Origin of the sequence: Xanthomonas hortorum (assembly GCF_040279205.1) — a bacterium.
Lineage (GTDB): Bacteria > Pseudomonadota > Gammaproteobacteria > Xanthomonadales > Xanthomonadaceae > Xanthomonas > Xanthomonas hortorum_F.
Genome location: NZ_JBEOLS010000075.1, coordinates 1 through 21561 on the forward strand (window position 1 = coordinate 1; position 21561 = coordinate 21561).

Below are 21561 nucleotides of genomic sequence, written 5' to 3' on the forward strand. Positions count from 1 at the left end.
GCCCTTGCCCGCCCACCATCGCGGGACACGCCGCAAGTACGTCCATGTAGGCTCTTACGCGGCATCCATGCCGCGTAAGGTCCCGCGACGGTGGGCGGGCAAGGACCAGTGGAGATGGTCGGTTTGCATGTTTTCAACAAAGCAGCCGACTAACTTTCTGGTGCGGTGTCCTCGCCGCTTGCGGGACCGTGTGGCGGCATGGATGCCGCCACCGAGCCTCCAGGGACGGTTTCACGGCGTGTCCCGCGAGCGGCGAGGGCACCGCGCGCTCGACTAGCTAGGTTTTTGACCTAAGCATTTGGCTGACTCTAAGTGACACCATGACTTGAATCTCGGTTGTCTGGAAGGTGGGACAGTGCAGATAGATCAGTTGCAGAGCGGTGATCTGTGGGTTTGCTGCAGGGTCCTTGCCCGCCCACCATCGCGGGACACGCCGCAAGTACATCCGTGTAGGCTCTTACGCGGCATCCATGCCGCGTAAGGTCCCGCGACGGTGGGCGGGCAAGGACCAGTCGAGATGCTCGGTGTGCGGGTTTTCAATAAAACAGCCGGCAAACTTCCTGGTGCGGGGTCCTCGCCGATTGCGGGACCGTGTGGCGGCATGGATGCCGCCACCGAGCCTACATGGACGTACTTGCGGCGTGTCCCGCGAGCGGCGAGGGCACCGCGCGCTCGACTAACTCGGCTTTTGACCTAGATATTTGATCGGTATGCACGCGTCCTAGATGAGGCTTCCTAGCGCCAGCCGCGCTGTAGTTTTGTTCGGCGTTATCAGGCGTGCCAAGCGGCAGAGCAATTGGTACACGACGCACGCTGTTGGTGCATTGCTGCACGAAAGACGGGAATGGTGGGCTGCACTGGCGTGTCGACAGGCCGTCGTTAAGTGGGACGCGCTGCATCCAAAACACTATTTTTCAATGACTTGTATAGCCGTGATACTCAGGTGAGTAAGTTGGCACGTTGATTGCGTAGTGATTACGTGCAGGTGCAACGGCGTGCCTGCAACAACACGAACACGATGCAGCGGATCAACGGCGATCCGCACGCATCCAGGACAACGGCGTCCTTCCGGTTTTACCGGAGGGGCGCCGTTTTTTTTTGGCCATCGCATTCGAAGAGGTCTCTATGCAGCGCTCGTTCTGGCGATCCGGGCACACGCCCACCTTGTTCGCATCCTTTCTGTATTTCGACCTGAGCTTCATGGTGTGGTATCTGCTCGGTCCGCTGCAGGTGCCGATCGCGCAATCGTTGGGACTGGATACGCAGCAGCGTGCCTTGATGGTGGCGGTGCCGATTCTGTGCGGGGCGGTGTTGCGGCTGGTGCTGGGAATGCTGGCCGACCGTATCGGTGCCAAGCGCGCCGGCGTTGTCGCACAGATCGCAGTGATCGCCGCGTTGTTCGGCGCATGGCAGTTGGGCGTGCACAGCATGGGGCAGGTGTTGCTGCTGGGCGTGCTGCTCGGCATTGCCGGCGCCTCGTTCGCGGTCGCCTTGCCGTTGGCCTCGCGCTGGTATCCGCCAGAGCATCAGGGCACCGCGATGGGGATTGCCGGTGCAGGGAATTCCGGCACGGTGCTGGCTGCATTGTTCGCACCGATGCTGGCGTTGGCGTTCGGTTATCAGAACGTGTTTGGGCTGGCGTGCATTCCATTACTGCTGACGCTGATCGTGTTCGTCTTGATCGCGAAAGAAGCACCCGCGCCGATCGCGCGCAAACGCTGGTCAGACTATGGCCGCGTGCTGGTGGGCAACCGCGATGCGTGGCGCTTCATGTTTTTCTACTCGGTGACCTTTGGTGGGTTTTCAGGGTTTGCCAGTGCATTGCCCGGCTATTTTCACGATCAGTTCGGCTTCGATGCGCGCACTGCAGGGTGGGCGACGGCTGCCTGCGTGTTGGCGGGTTCGGTGATGCGTCCATTGGGCGGTGTGATTGCCGACCGCGTTGGCGGCACACGTGCCTTGCTCACGGTGTATCTGTTGGTTGCCGCGTTGGTGGGTATCGCAGGTTTTGGTGCGGGTGGCGCGATGGTGACGCTGACGTTGTTTGTGTTGACCTTGTTATGCCTGGGAGCCGGCAATGGTGCGGTGTTTCAACTGGTACCGCAGCGGTTTGCCCAAGACATCGGGGTGATGACCGGCTTGATCGGGATGGCCGGCGGCATCGGTGGATTTGCGCTTGCTGCAGGCCTGGGCGTGCTCAAGCAGCACACCGGCAGCTATGCGATCGGCATGTGGCTGTTCGCGGCCTTCGCACTCGGTGGCTGGGCGTTGCTGGCCGGGGTCAAGACGCAATGGCGTAGCGAATGGTCCACCGCCGGCGCGGCGCGCGTCTGAACATGTCGACAGGAATCCAGGCAATGAAGCAACCCAGACTTGTCGTCATCGGCAATGGCATGGCCGGCATCCGCACTGTGGAGGAACTGCTCAAGCTGATGCCGGGCATGTACCACATCACCGTGTTCGGCGCCGAGCCGCATCCCAACTACAACCGTATCCTGCTCTCGCCGGTGTTGGCCGGCGAGCAGGAGTTCGACGATATCGTGCTCAATCCGTTGCAGTGGTATCAGGACAACGGCATCCACCTGCACTTGAACAAGGAAGTCACGCGCATCGATCGGGTGCGTCGCCGCGTGATTGCCGCCGATGGCACCGAGGCCGAGTACGACCGCTTGTTGATCGCCACCGGCTCGGTGCCGTTTGTGTTGCCGATTCCCGGTAACGACTTGAAGGGCGTGATTGGATACCGCGATATCCAGGACACGCGCACGATGATCGATACAGCGCGTAGCAAGCAGCACGCGGTGGTGATCGGCGGCGGCTTGCTCGGGCTGGAAGCGGCCAATGGCTTGAAAGTGCGCGGGATGGACGTGACCGTGGTGCATCTGGCCGGTTGGTTGCTGGAGCGTCAGCTCGACCCGGTGGCGGGCAATCTGTTGCAGCAGGCACTGCGCGCACGCGGGCTGGAGTTCAAGCTCAGTACTGCGACCAGTGCGCTGCTGGGCAATGCGCAGGGCGAAGTGATCGGGGTGAGGTTTGCCGATGGCAGCGAGATCCCGGCCGATCTGGTGGTGATGGCAGCGGGTATCCGCCCGAATACGCGGCTGGCCGAAGAGGCCGGCATCCACTGTTCGCGTGGCATCGTGGTCAACGACAGCCTGCAGAGCTTCGACCCACGCGTGTATGCGGTGGGCGAGTGCGCAAACCATCGTGGCATTGCGTACGGCCTGGTGGCGCCGTTGTTCGAGCAGGCCAAGGTATGCGCGAATCATCTGGCGCAGTTCGGTATCGGTATCTATCGCGGGTCGGTGGCCTCGACCAAGCTCAAGGTCACCGGGATCGATCTGTTTTCGGCCGGCGATTTCATGGGCGGCGATGGCTGCGAGGAGATCGTGTTGTCCGATCCGGCCGGCGGCGTCTACAAGAAGCTGGTGATCCGCGACGACGTGCTGGTCGGCGCATGCCTGTATGGCGACACCAGCGACGGTGGCTGGTACTTCAAGCTGCTCAAGGACGGTACGCCGATCCAGGCGCAGCGCGATCAATTGATCTTCGGCGAAAGCGCGTTGGGCGATGCCGGTACGGGCGGGCAGGATCGTGCCAGTGCGATGGCCGACAGTGACGAGGTCTGCGGCTGCAATGGCGTGTGCAAGGGCACGATCGTGAAAGCGATCAGCGAGCAAGGCCTGTTCACTGTCGATGACGTCAAGAAAAACACCAAGGCGGCGAGTTCGTGCGGGTCGTGTACCGGGCTGGTCGAGCAGATCCTGATGAACTGCCTGGGCTCCAACTTCCAGGAAACCCCGAAAACCAAGGCGGTTTGCGCATGTACGGACCTGAGCCATGGCGAAGTGCGGCGCGCCATTCGCGAGCACAAATTGCTGACCCACGCGCAGGCCTATGCCTTCATGGAATGGCGTACGCCCAACGGTTGCGCCACTTGCCGGCCGGCGATCAACTACTACATGTTGTCGACCTGGCCGCATGAGGCCATCGACGACCCGCAATCGCGTTTCATCAACGAGCGGGCGCACGCCAACATCCAGAAAGACGGCACATTTTCTGTGATTCCACAGATGAAGGGCGGGGTGACCAATGCCAGCGAGCTGCGCCGCATTGCCGATGTGGCCGACAAATACGCGGTGCCGATGGTCAAGGTGACCGGCGGCCAGCGCATCGATCTGCTCGGGGTCAAGAAAGAAGATCTGGTCGATGTGTGGCGCGATCTGGGCATGCAATCCGGGCATGCCTACGGCAAGTCGATCCGTACTGTGAAGACCTGCGTGGGCAGCGAGTTCTGCCGCTTCGGCACCCAGAACAGCACGCAGATGGGCATCGATCTGGAAACCATGCTGGCCAATATGTGGAGCCCGCACAAGGTGAAGCTGGCGGTGTCCGGTTGCCCGCGCAACTGCGCCGAATCCGGCATCAAGGACGTGGGCATCATCGCGGTGGACTCGGGGTGGGAGCTGCATATCGGTGGCAATGGCGGCATCAAGACCGAAGTCGCGCGCTTCCTGGTCAAGGTGACCACCGCCGAGGAAGTGCGCGAATACACCGGCGCGTTTTTGCAGCTGTATCGCGAGCAGGCCTATTACCTGGATCGCACCGTGCACTACATCGCACGCGTGGGACTGGATTACATCCGTGCACAAGTGGTCGATGACGCAGCCAATCGCCGCGCCTTGTACGAGCGCTTGCTGTACTCGCTGGAAGGCCTGGTTGACCCGTGGAAGGCGCGTATCGCCGGCGAACGGCGACAGGAATACCAACCGCTGCGTATCGCCGCGCCGGCCGCAACGGTGGAGGAATGAGCATGCAGGAGAACGCCTGGATCCGCGTGTGTGCGCTGCAGGAGCTGCCTGCATTGGGCGCACGCGTACTGGATATCGACGGCATCCCGCCGATCGCCTTGTTCCGCACCGCCAGCGATCAGGTGTTCGCGTTGCGCGACCGTTGCCCGCATAAGGGCGGGCCGTTGTCGCAAGGCATCGTGGCCGGCGATACCGTGACCTGCCCATTGCATGGCTGGGCGATTGCGTTGCAGAGCGGGCAGGCCTGCGCACCGGATGTGGGCTGCGCGCCGCGCTACCCGGTCAAGGTGGAAGCCGACGCGGTATGGATCGTATTGCAGCCGGTGTCGCAACCCGACGCAATCGCCGAGCCAGCCGCATGAGCGAAGGTCTGCAGCCCGCATCAAGCGGCGAGGCGGTGCAGCCGCACGCATCCTCGCCGATGCATCGCATCACGCGCTCGACCTGCTGCTACTGCGGCGTTGGATGCGGCGTGCTGATCCACAGCGAGCACGACGCCACCGGCGAGCGCATCGTCGGGATCGAAGGCGACCCGTTGCATCCGGCCAGTCACGGGCGCTTGTGCAGCAAGGGCCTGGCGTTGCCGCAGACGGTTGCCAGTACGCAGGGGCGCGTGCTCGAACCCGAGCTGCGTCGTCATCGGCAGGCACCACGTGCGGCGGTGAGCTGGGATCAGGCGCTCGATCACGTGACCAACAGGCTGGCGGCGATCGTCGAGGAGCACGGCCCCGATGCGGTGGCGTTCTATCTCTCCGGGCAGTTGTTGACCGAGGATTATTACGTCTTCAACAAGCTCGCCAAGGGCCTGCTTGGCACCAACAATATCGATACCAATTCGCGCCTGTGCATGTCCAGCGCGGTCACCGGCTACAAGCTCGCGCTGGGCGCCGACGGCCCGCCGACCTGCTATGAGGATCTGGAACTGGCGCAAACGGTGCTGTTTGCTGGCAGCAACATGGCGTATGCGCATCCGGTGTTGTTTCGCCGGCTGGAAGCTGCACGTGCACGCAACCCCGAGATTCGCTGGATCGTGATCGATCCGCGTCGCACCGACACCGCGGCCATGGCCGACCTGCACCTGGCGATCGAGCCCGGTACCGACGTCGCACTGTTCAACGGCATGCTGCATCACCTGATCTGGGAGGGTCTGGTGGATGCGCGTTTCGTCGCGGCGCATACCGAGGATTTCGACGCCCTCAAACACATGCTGCGCGAGTACACGCCGCGCATGAGCGCCGAGATCTGCGGTATCTCGCATGAGGACCTGGTGCAGGCGGCGGAGTGGTTCGGGCGCAGCCCGGCGGCGTTGTCGCTGTATTGCATGGGCTTGAATCAATCCGCGCATGGCACCGACAAGAACCTGGCCTTGATCAATCTGCATCTGGCGACGGGTCAGATCGGCAAGCCGGGTGCCGGGCCGTTTTCGTTGACCGGCCAGCCCAATGCGATGGGCGGGCGCGAGGTCGGCGGCATGGCGACGATGCTGGCGGCGCATCGCGAGATCGGCAATGCCGATGACCGTGCGGAGCTGGAACGCTTGTGGAATTTGCCCGCCGGCCGTGTGAGCGCCACTGCCGGCACGCCGGCGGTGCAGTTGTTCGAGCGCCTGCGTGCCGGCACGCTGAAAGCGGTATGGATTGTCTGCACCAACCCCGTGCATTCGATGCCGGAGGTGGAGGGCATCCGCGCCGCACTGGAACAGGCCGAGCTGGTGATCGTGCAGGACGCGTTTTCCGGCACCGACACCGTGCCCTATGCCGATGTGCTGTTGCCGGCCGCCAGTTGGGGCGAGAAGGACGGTACGGTGACCAACTCCGAGCGCCGCATCACCCGCGTGCGCAAGGCGGTAGAGGCGCCGGGCCAGGCGCGTGCGGACTGGTGGATCGCGCGCGAGGTGGCACGCCGTCTCGAAGCACGTCTGGCACCTGCCGATGGCGCAGGCTTGTTCGCGTTCGATACCACTGCGCAGATCTTCGACGAGCATCGTGCGCTGACGGTGGGCCGCGATCTGGATATCGGCGGACTGGATTACGCGATGCTGGATTGCGGGCCGCAGCAATGGCCGTTTCCTGCCGGTGCCGCACACGGGCAGGCACGGCGCTATACCGATGGCGTGTTCGCCACCGGCAACGGACGCGCGCGCTTCCACGCCACGCCGTATCGCAAGGTGGCCGAGCCGACCTCGGCACGCTTTCCGATGCGGCTGCTGACCGGCCGGTTGCGCGATCAATGGCACGGCATGTCGCGCAGCGGACGCGTGCCTGCGGCGTTTGCGCATAGCCCGGAACCGGCGTTGCGCATGCATCCGGACGATGCAACGCGACGCGGTCTGGTGGCCGGCGAACTGGTGCAGATTGCGAGTAAGCGCGGCGCGCTGGTGCTGCCGCTGGAACTCTCCGACGAACTGCGCTCGGGCACCGTGTTCGCCGCAATGCATTGGAGCGCGCAGAACCTGTCCAGTGGCGGCATCAATGAAGTGAGCAGCCCGGCGGTGGATGCGCGCTCGCAGCAGCCCGAGCTCAAGCATGCGGCGGTGCGGGTGGAGAAGGCCGTGTTCGGCTGGCATCTGCTCGCTGCCCGGCGCGGCGATGCGCTGGCCTTGCAACAGGCGCTGCAACCACTGTTGCGCGACTGCGGCTATGCATCGCTGCGCCTGCATGCCGAGCCGCTGGCGGAAGCGGGCGGGCACTGGACGGTGCTGCATGCGGCCTGCGAACGCGCGCCGGATGCCGCATGGATCGATCGCCTGGTCGCTGCCTTGCAGCTGCCGGCCGGCGCAGACGTCCTGGAATACCGCGACCTGCGCCGCGGCCTGATGCGCCGCGTCGGCTGGCGCATGCAGGACGGCCACAGCCATATCGATGGCCTGTTGCTCACTGCTGCGCAGCCCAGCGAGGCCAATCAGGCCTTGCTCGCCACCGCATTGGCGGGCCAGGCGTGGCGTGGTCCGCGGCTGGCGGTGTTCGCGCAGGCGCAGCGCACGCCAAGCGACCCGATCGTGTGCGCCTGCATGCAGGTGTCGACCTCCGCGATTCATGCCGCCATCGACGACGGCGCCGATCTGGATCAGCTCAAACAACGCCTGGGTTGCGGCACCGTCTGCGGCTCCTGTGTTCCGCAACTCACCCGGCTATGCCGGCAACCACGGCTCGCCTGAGCGCACGTCCTTCCCTCCACACACTGCGAGATCTCTCATGACCGTCATTTCTTCCTGCGCGCGTGATGTGGTGTTGTTGTCCGCCGGCCCCGGCGATCTGGAACTGCTCACCATCAAGGCGGTCAAGGCGCTGGCTGCCGCGCAAGTGCTATTGCTCGACGATCTGGCCAACCCGGAGATCGTCGAACTCGCACCGCAGGCGCGGGTGATCCGGGTCGGCAAGCGCGGTGGTTGCAGATCGACGCCGCAGGACTTCATCTGCCGGCTGATGCGGCGTTATGCGTTGCAGGGCTTGCGCGTGGTGCGCGTCAAAGGTGGCGATGCACTACTGTTCGGGCGAGCAGGAGAGGAAATCAGCTTCCTGCGCCGCGCCGGGGTGGGTGTGCAGATCATCAACGGCGTCAGTGCCGCATTCGCCGCCGCCTCTGCGCTGGAAGTGTCGCTGACCCATCGCAGCCATTGCCACGGCATCACTTTCGTCACCGCGCATACGCACGATCACGGCGAGCCGAATTGGGGCGCGCTTGCTGCCAGCGGCACGACGTTGGGGATCTACATGGGCCTGCGGCGCGCCGATGCATTGGCCAGTGCCTTGTTGGCGCATCTGCCCGCAAGCACCCCGGCCGCCATCGTGCAGGCCGCCACGCGGCCCGAGCAGCAACGTCGGCTCACTACGCTGGGCGAACTTGGCGTCACCGCTGCGGCACTGCTGCCGGGTTTGCCGACCTTGCTGCTGGTGGGCACTGCGTTATCCGAGGCGGCAGCGCGGTGCGATGATCGCTTCGGCGTGATGTTGGAGCAGGCGGTGGGTTGAGCGCGATTTCAAAACAGTGGCCTGCAACGTGGTGCGCGCGGCTTCATCGCAAAAAAGATGCTCACTGCACAACGCGACGTGCCAACAGGCGACGCGCATGCCGCAATGCGATGCGCTCGTAACACAGGTGATAGACCACGCCGAGCAGTAGCGCAGCGCTCACGCTGAGCAGCAGGTTCACCGGCCAGGTGGCCAGCGGCCCGAGTTGGCGTGTGGTGCGCGCCACCAGCGACATCAGCGGCATATGCACCAGGTAGATGGCGTACGAGGCATTGCCGAGCAACAGCAGGGTCGGGCCGATGCGCAGCCAGCCGTGCCATTCGGCCCGCACCAGGCCGACCAATACGCCGGCGATCGTCAGGCCGAGCAGCGGCGAATGCACGCGTTGCATGCCATCGATGACGAAGCACAGCAACGCGACGACCGCGACAGCACTGCTGACCCAGACAGTCCATGGTGCAGTGCTCAGCACCGCGCGTGCGGCCAGCATGCCGAAGACGAATTCCAGCGTGATGGGATGCAGCAGCAGTGCACGCCAGGACAGATCGACCGGCTGTGCAAACGGCGCGCCAAGGGCCGCGTAAAGCAGCGTCACGCTTGCCCAGAGCAGCGCGCAGCGCAACGGATGCCCGCTGCGAAAGAACAGCCACGCCAGCGCGTAGAACATCAGTTCGTAACTCAGCGTCCACGCCACGCCCAGGGCAGGTGCTCCATCGACCGGCAGCAGGGTCAGCGTGGCAAACCACGACCAACCCATGTCGCCATCATCCAGGCTGGGCCGCAGCGTGTAGGCCAGCGCCAACGCAACCCCCACCGGCCAGTACGGCAGATAGATGCGGCTGATGCGGCTGCCGGCATAGTCGCGGCTCCAGCCGGGTGCCTGCGTGCCGGCGTGGTTGACGTAGTAGATGATGAAGCCCGACAGCACGAAGAAAAAATCCACGCCCAGATAGCCGTGCGCCAGTGCCGCAGCCAGCCATGCAGGTAACGGCTGCACCAGGTGCGTGGTGGGCAGGACGCTGTGGCTGAGCACCACCAGCATGGCGGCCAGCGCCCGCCCGGCCTGCAGGACGCGGATGGTGGGACGGGCAGGCAGCGCTGCCATCGGCTGCGGCATCGGCACGCGGACGCAGGCCGATGTCTCTGTGCTCAGGCGGCCATTTCCGCAGCGTCGGCAAAGATGCTGGCCTGTTCCGCACGTAGCCGGTCGATCAGGCGGTTGGCCGGCAACTGCACGTCGTCGTAAGTCAGCACCTGATCCTTGGCCACCGCATGCCGCAGCACGCAGCCTTCGGCCACACCCATCGGCAGCAGCCGTGCGTTTGCGGTGCTATCGGCGCGCTCGCATTGGCCGTAGCTCATGTAGCCGCCGAGCCCGTCGATGGTTTCGCCGGTGGCCAGGTCGCGTTTGGCGGTGGCGATCACTTCCACCAGCGGCGCACCGAGCGGCTCCAGCACCGCATCGCCGAGCAGCACCACGCGCGCCACCGACAACGGCACTTCGAAATGGCACAGGTGATACGGCGTGTAGAAGCTGTACAGCGGGCCTTCGCCGAGCTTGTAGAGATTGAGGTAATGCTGTTGTTTGGCATCGTCGTGACTGGCCAGTACGAACACGCCGGGCGAGGGCAGGGCGCCCACCACGTAATCCACCGCGCCGCCCACTGCACGTAACGCCTCGATGTCGTAGCGCTTGGTCAATGCGTCCACATGCCCGCGATGCTCATAGCCGGTCATGCCGCGCTGCAGGATCGACATGCCGGTGCCGTTGGCCACGATCGCCTGTTCAAAGCTGATCTTGGTGCCATCGGCAAAACTGGTGACCATATGCGGGTCCTGGCCCCACTTCGCGGCAAAACCGGCTTGTGTCGCCGGTGTGCGATACGGGTCCTGCAAGCCTTTGATGTTGCCGCACAGCAGCGGCGTCAGACCGATCGAGCGCACGAACCGATACAGGTTCATCTGCACGCCGGGCTGGTCGCCATCGCAGGCGCTGAAGATCACCCCGGCCACATCGGCCTTGCGCTTGAGCAGCGGGCCGACGGTACCGTCGAGCTCGCCGTTCATCGTGACCATGTGGCGACCATGGGCGATGGCGCCCAGGCTGATGTGCGCGCCGTACTCGATGGCGCCGGTGGCATCGATCAGGCAATCCAGTGCGTCGCATTCGTAGACCAATGCAGGGTCATCGGTCACGGCAGGAATGCCGGCAGCGATCTGGCGCTTCAATTCGGTGGCGCCATCCACCACACGTGCATGCTGGCCGGCCTGGCGATACGCCTCCAGCGCCTTGTCCACGCTGCGGTTGCAGATCACCGACACTCGCATGCCCGGCACCGAGTGCGCGATCTGGTTGACGATGCCACGCGCCATGAAGCCGGCGCCGTACAGACCAACACGCAACGGGCGGCCTTCGGCGGCACGGGCCTGCAATAGACGATCGATATTCATGCGCGCTCCCGCGGGGTGAGTCCGGCAAGGGTGGGGATGCCGTGTTGTTGTTCGTTGAAATCCGGCCAGGCGGCATCCTTGTCGGACACCAGCTGCGGCTCGAGCGGCCACTGCAGGCCCAGACGTGGATCGTTCCAGCGCAAGCCGCGCTCGGCCTGCGGCGTGTACATCGCACTGGCGAAGTAGAAGGCTTCGGTCTGCGGCTGCAAGGTGATGAATCCATGCGCAAAGCCGCGCGGCACGTACAGCGCCAGACGATTGTCTGCAGTCAATTCGGTGCCGTACCACTGCAGGTACGTAGGCGAATCCGGGCGCAGATCCACGATCGCATCCCACAGCGCACCGCGGATGCAGCGCACGATCTTGACCTCGGCGGCAGGCGGCAATTGGTAGTGCATGCCGCGCAAGGTGCCGGCCTGCGCGTTGAACGAGTTGTTGACCTGCACGAACTGATCGACCAGGCCGGCCTGCGCCATTTCCTTCGTGCAGAACACGCGTGCAAACCAGCCGCGTTCATCGCCACGCTGTTCGGGCTCGATCACGAACGCGCCCGCCAACGGGGTTGGGTGGAAGATCATGCAGCCACCCTCAGATCCGCTGCGAGGGTGCCGGCATCGACCAACTGCTGCAGGATGCGCAGCCGGATGAAGTCCGAGCTCTGGCGGAAGTCGCCATCGGTGAAGCCGGCGCGCTGCAGATCATCGCGGAGTTCGGTGATGGTGGAGCGCAGGGTTTCCTGCGGTTGATGCTCGGGAGCCAGACGTTCGAACAGGGAAAAATCCACACGATACGAGCGGCTGTCGGCCGGCGCGTTGCTGGAGATCGACACCTTCGCGCTGGGAATCGCCACACCGACCGCATGCGCCAGATCGCGTACCTGCACATTCCAGCGTGCCGAGCCGGCATTGACAAACAGGAACTGCCCACCGGCCAGCGGTGTGCGGCTCAATGCCCAGTCGATGGCGCGCGCCATATCGCGCACATGGATCAACGGCCGCCACGGCGAGCCGTCTGACAGGACCTCCACGGTGCCGTTGGCCACGGCGCTGGCGACGAAATCGTTGAGCACCAGATCCAGGCGCAGGCGCGGGGAGGCGCCGCAGGCGGTGGCAAAACGCAGGCAGGTAATCACCATGTCGGTGTCCAGCTGCGCAAGCGCACGTTCGGTATCGATCTTGGAATGCGCATACGCGGTCAGCGGGGCGATGGCGCTGGTTTCCGAGCGCGGCGTGCCATCGGCGGCTGCCCCATACACGCTGCAGCTGGAGGCGAACACGAAGTGGCGCACGCCGGCCTGTGCGGCGGCATGCGCCACGGCAACGCTCGCCTTGCAGTTGATCGCGTCGGTGACCAGCTCGAAGCGCTTGCCCATCGCATCGTTGGAGATCGCCGCCAGGTGCACCACCGCGTCGAAACCCTGCAGTTGCTGCGCGGTGAGGTCACGCACATCGCCGAACCACTGTTGGTCCAGCACCACTTCCGGCAGGCGCCGCGGGTCGGACAGGCAATGCGCGAACCAGCCGCGATCCAGCCCCACCAACCAGGCCTGCGGATAGCGTTGTCGCAAATGGGCGGCCACTACCGGCCCGATATAGCCCATGTTGCCGGTGATCAGAATGCGCATGCTGTTACTCCCACACGCGCCACGGCGCGCGATTGGACGACCAGAGGGTTTCGAGATGATTGCGGTCGCGCAGTGTGTCCATCGGCTGCCAGAACCCGTCGTGGCGATAGACGCTCAACTCGTCGCGGTCGACCAGCGTTTCCAGCGGGCTGTTCTCCCACACGGTGGCGTCGCCGTCGATCACGTCGATCACGCGTGGGTCCAGCACGAAAAAACCGCCGTTGATCAATCCGTCGCCATCCAGCGGTTTCTCGCGGAAACCGGTGACGTGTTCGCCTTCCACCCGCAGCGCGCCGAAGCGGCCGGGAGGTTGCACGGCAGTGACCGTGGCAAGCCGGCCTTCGCGCTGATGCAGCGCGATGGCTGCACCGATATCCACATCGGCCACGCCATCGCCGTAGGTCATGCAAAACGCCGATTCGCCGCGCAGATGCTCGCGCACACGGCGCAGCCGGCCGCCGGTCATGGTCTGCGCACCGGTGTCTACCAGCGTCACCCGCCAGGGTTCGGCGCGGGTGTTATGCAAGGTGCTCGTATTGCTGCCGAGGTCGCAGGTCACATCCGATTCGCGCATGTGATAGTTCATGAAAAAATCCTTGATCACTTCGCCGCGGTACCCCAGACACACGACGAAATCCTGGATGCCGTGGTGCGCGTAGATTTTCATGATGTGCCACAGGATCGGTTTGCCGCCGATTTCCACCATGGGCTTGGGGCGGACGGCGGTTTCTTCGGAAATGCGCGTTCCCAGTCCGCCAGCCAGAATGACTGCTTTCATTGATACGTCCTTTGGGGCTGGGGCCTTGCGTGATGCCGGACCACGGCGATGCAACGTTATGCGGTCATGCTCAGCACGGGTGCCGGCGAGCAGGCAGCGTGTTCGGCCATGGCCACCAGGTTGTCGAGCATGGAAAAACGCTCGGCCATCAACGCCGGGCGAGGCAGCTGCAGCGTCTGCAGAATCTGCGCCCACCGGTGCGCCCAGTCGTGCCGGCGTAGCGATTGCACGGTGTTGTGCAGGCGTGCGCGATCCAGCCGGTCGCTCTGCTGTTCCAGATCGTGCAGAAACTGGCCGATATCGCGGACGTCTGACGGCAGATCGATGACCGCATCGTCCCAATCGAAGAACTGCCGGAATTCCGGGCAGCCCTGCGCGGAACCGAGCACGATTGCGCCGCCTGCGGCACCTTCGAAATAGCGGGTAGCCAGGGCCTGTTTTTTCACGCCCTTGAAGAAGCCTGCCGTGTCGACAGTGAAGTCGTGGGCCATGAAGAACTTGGCGCGCTTGATCATGGCGCTTGATTGCAGGCGGTGCGCAGCCCAGTCCTGCACCGCACCGCCGCGTAGCACGTCGTGCAGATAGAAAAATCCTGGGTTGGCCTGTGCATGCGCCAGCAATTGCGCATGCACCTGCGGCACGCGCCGGCCAATGCTGACCACATCGATGCAGCGCTGTGGCGCACGCGGCAGTGGGGTTGCCAACAAGGTGTCGCACGCGCTGGCCAGAAACGACACCGGTGTGCTGGTGTAGCCACGTAGCGCATCCACGCAGCTGGCATTGAGCACGAACACATGATCGAACTGATCGAGCAATTTCAATTCGGTCTTTTGCGATTCCAGTAACTCGGGCCAGGTCTCTAGCAGATACACCACACGCGTGCGGCAGCGCTTGCGCCAGCCGTCGATGCGTCCGAGCGTGCTCAACTCCCTGGGGAACTGGCAGACATAGAAAAACAGGTCGTAATCCTGCTCGACTTTTTGTGGCTGAGCATTGGAGAGGGCAGGCCGCCCGTTCAAACGCTGCAACGCCGAGACGCCGCGATGCTTCAGTTCGTTGAGCAGATACGACACGCCGGGGTTGACCCCGCGCCCGCTGGTGTACTCCGCTGCGGGCGGGCACAGCAGGTCTGCATGTTCCAGGCTGCCGATGACATTGAGCAAGGCATAGGCCTGCCCGTTGAAAGCCTCTGGCCAGGCCTGGTAATTGGAGGCCAGCAATACCGAACGCGTTGCGTCCATCGATACTCCTTCGGTGATCGTACCTTCGAACCGGTCGCGACTGCGCGCGCTCGGGTGGGGTGAAGAACGCACACCGCAAACCAAGTCAGGAAAACGTTCGTCGCCTCACCAAAACCGTGACTTGCGACATAACCTGACCTAAATATAAGAGCAGATAGTGAGATAACAGTGATACCGGTCGCGACAATCCTCTGCGTTATGGTGTGGGGATACGCGGATACCGATGGTCTGAGACTGAGCATGCAAGACGTTGAATGTGTGGTGGTGGGCGCAGGCGTGGTGGGGCTGGCGATTGCGCGTCACCTTGCGATGCAGGGGCATGAGGTGTTGCTGCTGGAATCGCAAGCCGCCATCGGCACCGGCACCAGTGCGCGCAACAGCGAGGTGATCCACGCGGGCCTCTACTATCCGGCCGCGTCGTTGAAGGCGCAGTTGTGCGTCAGCGGCAATGCCTTGTTGTATGCCTACTGCGAACAACGCCACGTGCCGCATTGGCGTTGCGGCAAATTGATCGTTGCGTGCGAACCCGCGCAGCGCGAACAACTCGAGCTGCTGCATCACAACGCGGTGGCCAGTGGCGCGCACGGTATTGTGCCGCTCAGCGCGGCGCAGGTACGGGCACGTGCGCCGCAACTGCGCTGTGTTGCCGCACTGGAGTCCACCGCCACCGGCATCATCGATAGCCATGCGTTGATGCTGGCCTTGCAGGGCGATGCAGAGGCGCATGGCGCCACCGTGGCGCTGCACACGATAGTGGAACGCGTCGAGCCGTGTGCAGCGGGATTCCGTCTTTCGATTGCAGACGACAGCCAGGCGCCGGTGTCGCTTACTTGCAACTGGTTAGTAAATGCGTGCGGCCATGGCGCGCCGCCCTTGGCCGCACGCATCGATGGCCTGCCTGCTCGTGCGCTGGTGCAGGCGTATTTCGCCAAAGGCAGCTACTTCACCTTGGCCGGCCGCTCGCCGTTTCACCAACTGATTTATCCGCTGCCCGAACCGGGCGGCCTGGGCGTGCATCTCACACTGGACCTGCACGGGCGTGCACGCTTCGGCCCTGATGTGGAGTGGGTGAGTGCGCCCGATTACCACTGCGCGCCGACGCGGGCAGAAAGCTTTGTTGCAGCGATACGGCGTTACTGGCCTGGCTTGCCGGAGGGCGCATTGCAGCCTGGCTATTGCGGCGTGCGGCCGAAGATCAGCGGGCCTTGCGAGGCGGCTGCGGATTTCCGCATCGATGGCCCAGGCCTGCATGGCATCGCCGGGCTGGTGAATCTGTTCGGCATCGAATCGCCGGGTCTGACCTGTTGCCTGAGCATCGCCGCGCACGTGGCAACGTTGCTGGCAGATCGCCCATTGCAGGCCCTTACTGGTAGCGCTACCCACGCCTAGCCGCAGGTGGCAGGCACGCCTTGCTGACAGGAGTGCAAGATTTGCACAGCGAGCGCAGCCGTTTTTTCCGACATCTCGTGCAGGTGCACCGCGTGGTCTACGTTTGCGGGTTGGCACGATTGTTGCGGTAACCCTCTTACCCAATGGCGTAACCAACGAAGCATCGAGAGGAGGCACAGTGGAAGACGGACAAAATGTTACTCGTAGCCGGCGCGGCTTTGCCGCATTGGATCCTGAAAAGCGCCGCGTGTTGGCCAGCAGCGGCGGAAAAGCTGCGCATGCCAGCGGCAATGCGCACGAATTCACCAGTGACGAAGCGCGTGAAGCCGGTCGCAAGGGCGGCCAGGCAGTCAGCCGCGACCGCGATCATATGTCGCGTATCGGCAGCAAGGGTGGCCGTTCCAAGCAGGCCAAGCCGCAGGAAGAAGCAGTCTAAACCTGGCGTTCGGCACGCCGATGGTGTGCCGGTGCCGGTTGCAGCAAGTCAGGCTCTGCGTCAGCTGGATGCAGGGCCTGTTGCGTTTTCGAGGTGCTTTTTTGCAGTGTGGTCGTTGGTCTGCCGGCACAACCGATTGCAGCATCCCCTCGCTTGAGCTCGCCTGATGGCGACCAGTGCTGAAACGTGCAGGCCATAATCGTTGGTGCGCAATGCATCGACACGGGGGAAGAAAATTTTGCACCCCTTGTGCCGCGCTGCTATCGATTGCAGGGAAATTTTTCATCCTCCGCATCGTGCCGCATGCACTGTCTGCAGGATTTGCAGAGCTGGCCAAACGCTCGGCTTCGCTCTCAGCTGCCTTGCCATGTCGTGATGTCAATTGCATGTGGACGTCCCACGTCGTGCTCACCTGCTGCAGCCGCGTTTTTCATGCTGCGCGCGCCACGCTGGACTCATCGCAAACATAACAGGAGACTCCCGCATGGCCGAACCCCAGGAAAATTTGATGGATTGGCTGCGCGATGCGCATGCCATGGAGCAGCAGGCCGAGCAAATGCTCAAGGCCCAGGCAGCGCGTATCGAGCATTACCCGCAGCTCAAGGCGCGTATCGAACAACACCTGGAAGAGACCCTGGGCCAACAGCGCCTGGTCGATTCCTGTATCGAGCGTCTCGGCGGCTCCCCGTCGGTGATCAAGGACGCGATGGGCAAGGTCGCCGCTTTCGGCCAGGCCATGGGCGGCATGACCACCTCCGACGAGATCGTCAAGGGTGCGATGGCCAGCTATGTGTTTGAGAACCTGGAGATCGCCACCTACACCGCGTTGCTGGGTGCAGCCAGGACGGTGGGCGATGTGCAAACCCAGCGCGTGTGCGAGCAGATACTGGAGCAGGAGCATGCAATGGCGGACTGGTTGCTGGACTATCTGCCGCAGCTGACCGAAGAGTTCCTGGTGCGGGATGCAACTCCGGGCGTCACTGCGAAGACGTGAGCCGCAACGCGGGCCGCCGCGCCGTGGACCGGTAAACACAAAAGGCCCTGAGATGCAGGGCCTTTCTTGTTCCGAGACAGGCCTGGGCTCGGCAGCATGCGCGATCCGGCACTGCCATGGACCGGCTTGTTCGCAACGCTTACCCTTGTCGATCTCTCGACAAACGGTTGCAGTGATGACAGAGCGCGCGGCTTATCCGATCGGCATTGCAGGGCACCCCTGGGGCGAGGCAGAGCGCAATGCCTGGCGGGCAGGTCAGCTGCGTCAGCGTAGTTATGCCGACGATGTCGTGCAGCCCATCGAGCGCCTGGATGCGCACCTTGAACGCGTGCATTACGGGACGATCGGCGTGGCACCCGAGCACTATCCGTTGATCGCACTGCGCAGTGCCGATTGGGACGCTGCGCTGCCGTGTGCACTGGTCACCGGCGGTGTGCATGGCTACGAAACCAGTGGTGTGCAGGGCGCGCTGCAGTTCTTGCAGCAACGCGCCGGCCACTACGCGGGCCGGATCAATCTGCTTGTGGCGCCCTGCATCAATCCGTGGGGGTATGAGCGCATCCAGCGCTGGAATGCCGATGCAATCGATCCGAATCGTTCCTTTCGCCAGGACAGTCCTGCAGCAGAATCGGCCGCGTTGATGCAGCTGGTCACCGCACTGCCTGGGCACATGCACGTGCATATCGATCTGCACGAAACCACCGACAGCGACGAAACCGAATTCCGCCCGGCGTTGGCCGCCCGCGACGGTGTTGCGTACGTGCCGGGCACTATTCCGGATGGTTTCTATCTGGTCGGCGACAGCGAAGATCCGCAGCCGGAATTTCAGCAGGCCGTGATTGCGGCGGTGGCGCAGATCACCCACATCGCGCCTGCCGACGCGCAGGGCCAACTCATCGGCGCACCTGTGGTGGGCCATGGTGTCATCAACTATCCGGTGCGGCGTCTGGGCTTGTGCGCCGGCGTGACGCAGGCACGCTATCGCACCACCACCGAGGTGTATCCGGACAGCCCGCGTGCAACACCTGCGCAATGCAATGCGGCGCAGGTGGCGGCCATCTGTGCGTCACTGGATTACGCGCTGGCGCATGCGTGAAGACGCGCAGCCGGGAAAAGCAGGTCACAACGAATTCGGAGATCAGCATGCCGCATGACACGGCCTGGCACGGTGGTATCTGGCTCAACCGGCCGAAGACAGTGGAGATCGATGGCGACACCTTGGAGGTGGTGACCGACCAGGCCACCGACTTCTGGCGCCAGACCCATTACGGATTTAATCGCGATAGCGGGCATTTTCTGGGCGTCACGGCTGCAGCGGGTTTCACCGCGCAGCTGCGCGTGCGCGCTCAATACGCATCGCTCTACGACCAGGCCGGCATCATGGTGCGCGTGGACGAGCAGCGCTGGGTCAAGGCGGGCATCGAACTCAGCGACGGGCGCGCAATGCTCAGCAGCGTGCTGACCACTCCGGTGTCGGACTGGGCCACCGGTCCCTACGAAGACGATCCGAAGGATTTCTGGATCCGCGCCACGGTTGCCGAAGGTGTGTTGCGCCTGCAGGTCTCTGCCGATGGGCGCAGCTGGCCACTCATCAGGCTATGCCCGTTCCCGGTGGCCGACGCCTATCGGGTCGGGCCGATGTGCTGCACGCCGGAGCGCGCGGGGTTGAAGGTGCGCTTCTCCGATTGGACGCTGGGTCCGGCACTGGGCAAGGCGCTGCACGATCTGACTTGAACGCTGCGATCACGGCAGTCGCTGCGCGGCCAGCGCCTGCGCAACGTAAGCGGCCACCAGATGCGCTTCCATCGGGCGAGAGAGCAGATAGCCCTGCGCTTCGTCGCATCCCCAGCTACGCAGCAGCGCGATCTCATCGGCGTGTTCGATGCCCTCGGCCACGGTGCGGTAGCCCAGCGCGTTGGCCAGCCGCACCACGGCCTCGGCGCGCAGTTGCATGCCGGCCTTGGTGGCGATGCCGGTGACCAGCGAGCGATCGAGCTTGAGCACGTTGACCGGCAACTCGGTCAGGTAACCGAAGTTGCTGTAGCCGGTGCCGAAGTCGTCGATGGCCACGCTGACGCCGGCATCGCGCAGTGCGCGCAGCCGCGGTACTGCTTCCACATTGCTGCGCAACCAGCGGCCTTCGGTGATTTCCAGCTCGATCCGGTGGGTGGGAATGGCCAGTTCCCTGCAGCGGTTGATGACATCCGCCGCGAGATTGAGGTTGCCGAAATCGCGTGAGGACAAATTGATCGAGATGGAGAAATCCAGCCCCTGCGCCCGCCACTTGGCCAGCTGCACCAGCGCAGTTTCGATCACCCAGTTGGTAACGGTGCACATCAAGGCGGTCTTTTCGAACAGCGGAATGAATTCGTCCGGGCCGATCGGGCCAAGACTGGCCTGGTGCCAGCGCAGCAGCGCTTCGAAACCGGTCACCGACAAGTCGGCAAGGTCGATGCGCGGCTGAAACACCAGCCGGAAATCGCCCGCGTCCAATGCACGTTCTGCGTCCAATGCCAGGCGGTAAGAGCGTTGAATCGCATCGTCGTGCAGGGCGCTGTACCAGCACACGATGGCGTGGTTGTTGATCGCATCGCCCAACGCCACCAGCCCCTTGCGCATCACATCGTTGGTGTCGGGTTGCTGCGGTGCGAAGCGCACCACGCCGGCATGGAAGGTCAACGACATCGGCACGCCGGCTGCGTCTACGGGCTGATGCAGCATGTCCCTGAGATCGAGCAGCAGGTCTTCCATTTCGTCGGGCGCGGAGTTCAGCAGAAAGAACGCAAACCGCATCGGTGCCACGTGATACACGGTGGCCTTGCCGCGCAATGCGCGAGTCAGCACGTAGCTGGCATGGCGGATCAGTTCTTCCAGCGGTTGCATGCCCAGCGCCTGACGCGCCTCATTGGCGGCCTGGGTGTCGTAGACCTCGATGAAGGAGGCGATGGTCGGCAGGCAATGACTGCCGAAGGCGAGGGCATCCAGATCCGATTGCAGCTGGCGCGCATTGAGCAGACCGCTATGCGGCTCGCGCCGGCCGGCACCGAATTGCAGTTCGAGTTGCGCAGCCGCTACGTTGGCGAACATCAGCAGTTGTTGATGCTCCTGGCTGGCTAGACGGCGCTCACGCGTATCGACCACGCACAAGGTGCCGGAGACACCGGTTTGCGGCGTGCCGACCGGCACACAGGCGATGAAGCGCGCCGGCAATCCGGGGAAGGCGGCGTCGCCCAATTGAATCGTTGCAAGCGCGGTGTGGTCGATCAACTCCGAAACGCCATTGGCAGCGGCATTGACCTGACAACACGACGCGATGGCCTGTTCGACATGGCCGATGCTGATGCCGCGCGCCGCCAGTACACGTAAGCGGCCGCCTTCGGTAATGGTCAGCGCAGCAGCGGGCGCTACCAACGCGTGGCAGACCAGGCGTGCGATCTGATCGAGCGGTTCCATCCCACCCAGATCGATCGGCACGCCGGACCAGTCGAAGTGCCGTTCCTGCGTTTTGTCGTCCAGAGCAAGCGTCATGTCGTCAGGGTCCGTGTTGAAGATCACACACTGCATGGCTACTAGGGCCTGTTAACACATCCGAAGCCAATCAACGACTAGGACGAAGCTGAGGAATCCAAGGAACATGACATCCAGCTTGTCGAAGCGCGAGAAAATCCGGCGGTAGCCTTTCAAGCGACGGAACAGTCTCTCCACTTCGTTGCGCCGCTTGTACATCTGCCGGTTGTACTCCCAAGGCTCGACCCGATTGGATTTCGGCGGGACCACCGGCACGAAGCCAAGATCGAGCGCTAACTGGCGGGTTTCGTTGCCTTCGTAAGCACGGTCCATCAACAAATGAATCGGCCGCTCCACTG

General features: G+C 63.6%; 18 protein-coding genes and 1 pseudogene. 11 read left to right on the forward strand and 8 right to left on the reverse strand.

Features of this window, described 5'->3' with window-relative positions; all coding sequences use genetic code 11:
• Window positions 1-481 precede the first annotated feature (481 nt).
• The 6 genes and pseudogenes from ABS769_RS22760 to cobA all read left to right on the forward strand — a co-directional run.
• A pseudogene (locus ABS769_RS22760) lies at window positions 482-680 on the forward strand (hypothetical protein); the annotation flags it as partial.
• 484 nt (window positions 681-1164) lie between these two features.
• Window positions 1165-2334, forward strand: coding sequence for a nitrate/nitrite transporter (locus ABS769_RS20335; RefSeq protein WP_317063034.1), 1170 nt, complete (start codon window positions 1165-1167; stop codon window positions 2332-2334).
• A gap of 23 nt (window positions 2335-2357) precedes the next feature.
• Entirely contained in the window at window positions 2358-4811 is a 2454-nt protein-coding gene (gene nirB, locus ABS769_RS20340) for a nitrite reductase large subunit NirB (RefSeq protein ID WP_317063021.1), read from the forward strand.
• On the forward strand, window positions 4808-5173 hold the full coding sequence (nirD, locus tag ABS769_RS20345; RefSeq protein ID WP_317063022.1) for a nitrite reductase small subunit NirD: 366 nt from the start codon (window positions 4808-4810) through the stop codon (window positions 5171-5173). The genes nirB and nirD overlap by 4 nt, the downstream gene beginning before the upstream one ends.
• On the forward strand, window positions 5170-7968 hold the full coding sequence (locus ABS769_RS20350; RefSeq protein ID WP_317063023.1) for a nitrate reductase: 2799 nt from the start codon (window positions 5170-5172) through the stop codon (window positions 7966-7968). The genes nirD and ABS769_RS20350 overlap by 4 nt, the downstream gene beginning before the upstream one ends.
• Before the next feature lie 67 nt (window positions 7969-8035).
• The gene (gene cobA / locus ABS769_RS20355) at window positions 8036-8782 is read left to right on the forward strand and encodes a uroporphyrinogen-III C-methyltransferase (RefSeq protein ID WP_317063035.1); all 747 of its coding nucleotides are present in this window, start codon (window positions 8036-8038) and stop codon (window positions 8780-8782) included.
• A gap of 61 nt (window positions 8783-8843) precedes the next feature.
• Here the strand turns inward: cobA and ABS769_RS20360 are convergent, their stop codons facing one another.
• The 6 genes from ABS769_RS20360 to ABS769_RS20385 are packed head-to-tail and all read right to left on the reverse strand — an operon-like array spanning window position 8844 to window position 14876.
• Window positions 8844-9887, reverse strand: a complete 1044-nt coding sequence (locus ABS769_RS20360; protein ID WP_317063024.1) for an acyltransferase family protein — start codon at window positions 9885-9887, stop codon at window positions 8844-8846.
• Window positions 9888-9931: 44 nt separating this feature from the next.
• The gene (locus ABS769_RS20365; protein ID WP_317063025.1) at window positions 9932-11233 is read right to left on the reverse strand and encodes an NAD(P)H-dependent oxidoreductase; all 1302 of its coding nucleotides are present in this window, start codon (window positions 11231-11233) and stop codon (window positions 9932-9934) included.
• A complete protein-coding gene (gene rfbC, locus ABS769_RS20370; protein WP_317063026.1) occupies window positions 11230-11811 on the reverse strand; it encodes a dTDP-4-dehydrorhamnose 3,5-epimerase in 582 nt (193 codons plus the stop codon). Before rfbC ends, ABS769_RS20365 begins: the two co-directional genes overlap by 4 nt.
• Window positions 11808-12857 (reverse strand): NAD-dependent epimerase/dehydratase family protein, encoded by a 1050-nt coding sequence (locus ABS769_RS20375; protein WP_317063027.1) that lies wholly within the window; start codon window positions 12855-12857, stop codon window positions 11808-11810. Before ABS769_RS20375 ends, rfbC begins: the two co-directional genes overlap by 4 nt.
• 4 nt (window positions 12858-12861) lie before the next feature.
• Entirely contained in the window at window positions 12862-13635 is a 774-nt protein-coding gene (gene rfbF / locus ABS769_RS20380; protein WP_317063028.1) for a glucose-1-phosphate cytidylyltransferase, read from the reverse strand.
• A 56-nt stretch (window positions 13636-13691) separates the two neighbouring features.
• Complete coding sequence (locus ABS769_RS20385) at window positions 13692-14876, reverse strand: glycosyltransferase (protein WP_317063029.1); 1185 nt, start codon at window positions 14874-14876, stop codon at window positions 13692-13694.
• Window positions 14877-15116: 240 nt separating this feature from the next.
• Between ABS769_RS20385 and ABS769_RS20390 the strand changes: the two genes are divergently transcribed.
• From ABS769_RS20390 to ABS769_RS20410, 5 genes are all read left to right on the forward strand, one after another.
• Window positions 15117-16265: an NAD(P)/FAD-dependent oxidoreductase gene (locus tag ABS769_RS20390; protein ID WP_317063030.1), complete on the forward strand. Its 1149-nt coding sequence runs from the start codon at window positions 15117-15119 to the stop codon at window positions 16263-16265.
• A 178-nt stretch (window positions 16266-16443) separates the two neighbouring features.
• Window positions 16444-16701 carry a KGG domain-containing protein gene (locus ABS769_RS20395; protein ID WP_023904015.1) on the forward strand — a complete coding sequence of 86 codons (258 nt, stop codon included), beginning with the start codon at window positions 16444-16446 and terminating at the stop codon, window positions 16699-16701.
• 484 nt (window positions 16702-17185) lie between these two features.
• Window positions 17186-17695, forward strand: a complete 510-nt coding sequence (locus tag ABS769_RS20400; RefSeq protein WP_317063031.1) for a ferritin-like domain-containing protein — start codon at window positions 17186-17188, stop codon at window positions 17693-17695.
• Window positions 17696-17870: 175 nt separating this feature from the next.
• Complete coding sequence (locus ABS769_RS20405; protein WP_317063032.1) at window positions 17871-18791, forward strand: M14 family metallopeptidase; 921 nt, start codon at window positions 17871-17873, stop codon at window positions 18789-18791.
• A gap of 47 nt (window positions 18792-18838) precedes the next feature.
• Complete coding sequence (locus ABS769_RS20410) at window positions 18839-19429, forward strand: DUF1349 domain-containing protein (protein WP_317063033.1); 591 nt, start codon at window positions 18839-18841, stop codon at window positions 19427-19429.
• Window positions 19430-19438: 9 nt separating this feature from the next.
• Here ABS769_RS20410 and ABS769_RS20415 read toward each other — a convergent pair whose 3' ends face one another.
• Window positions 19439-21250, reverse strand: a complete 1812-nt coding sequence (locus ABS769_RS20415) for an EAL domain-containing protein (protein ID WP_317063036.1) — start codon at window positions 21248-21250, stop codon at window positions 19439-19441.
• Window positions 21251-21274: 24 nt separating this feature from the next.
• The coding region (locus tag ABS769_RS20420; RefSeq protein ID WP_317060523.1) for a transposase at window positions 21275-21561 on the reverse strand (287 nt) is incomplete at its 5' end.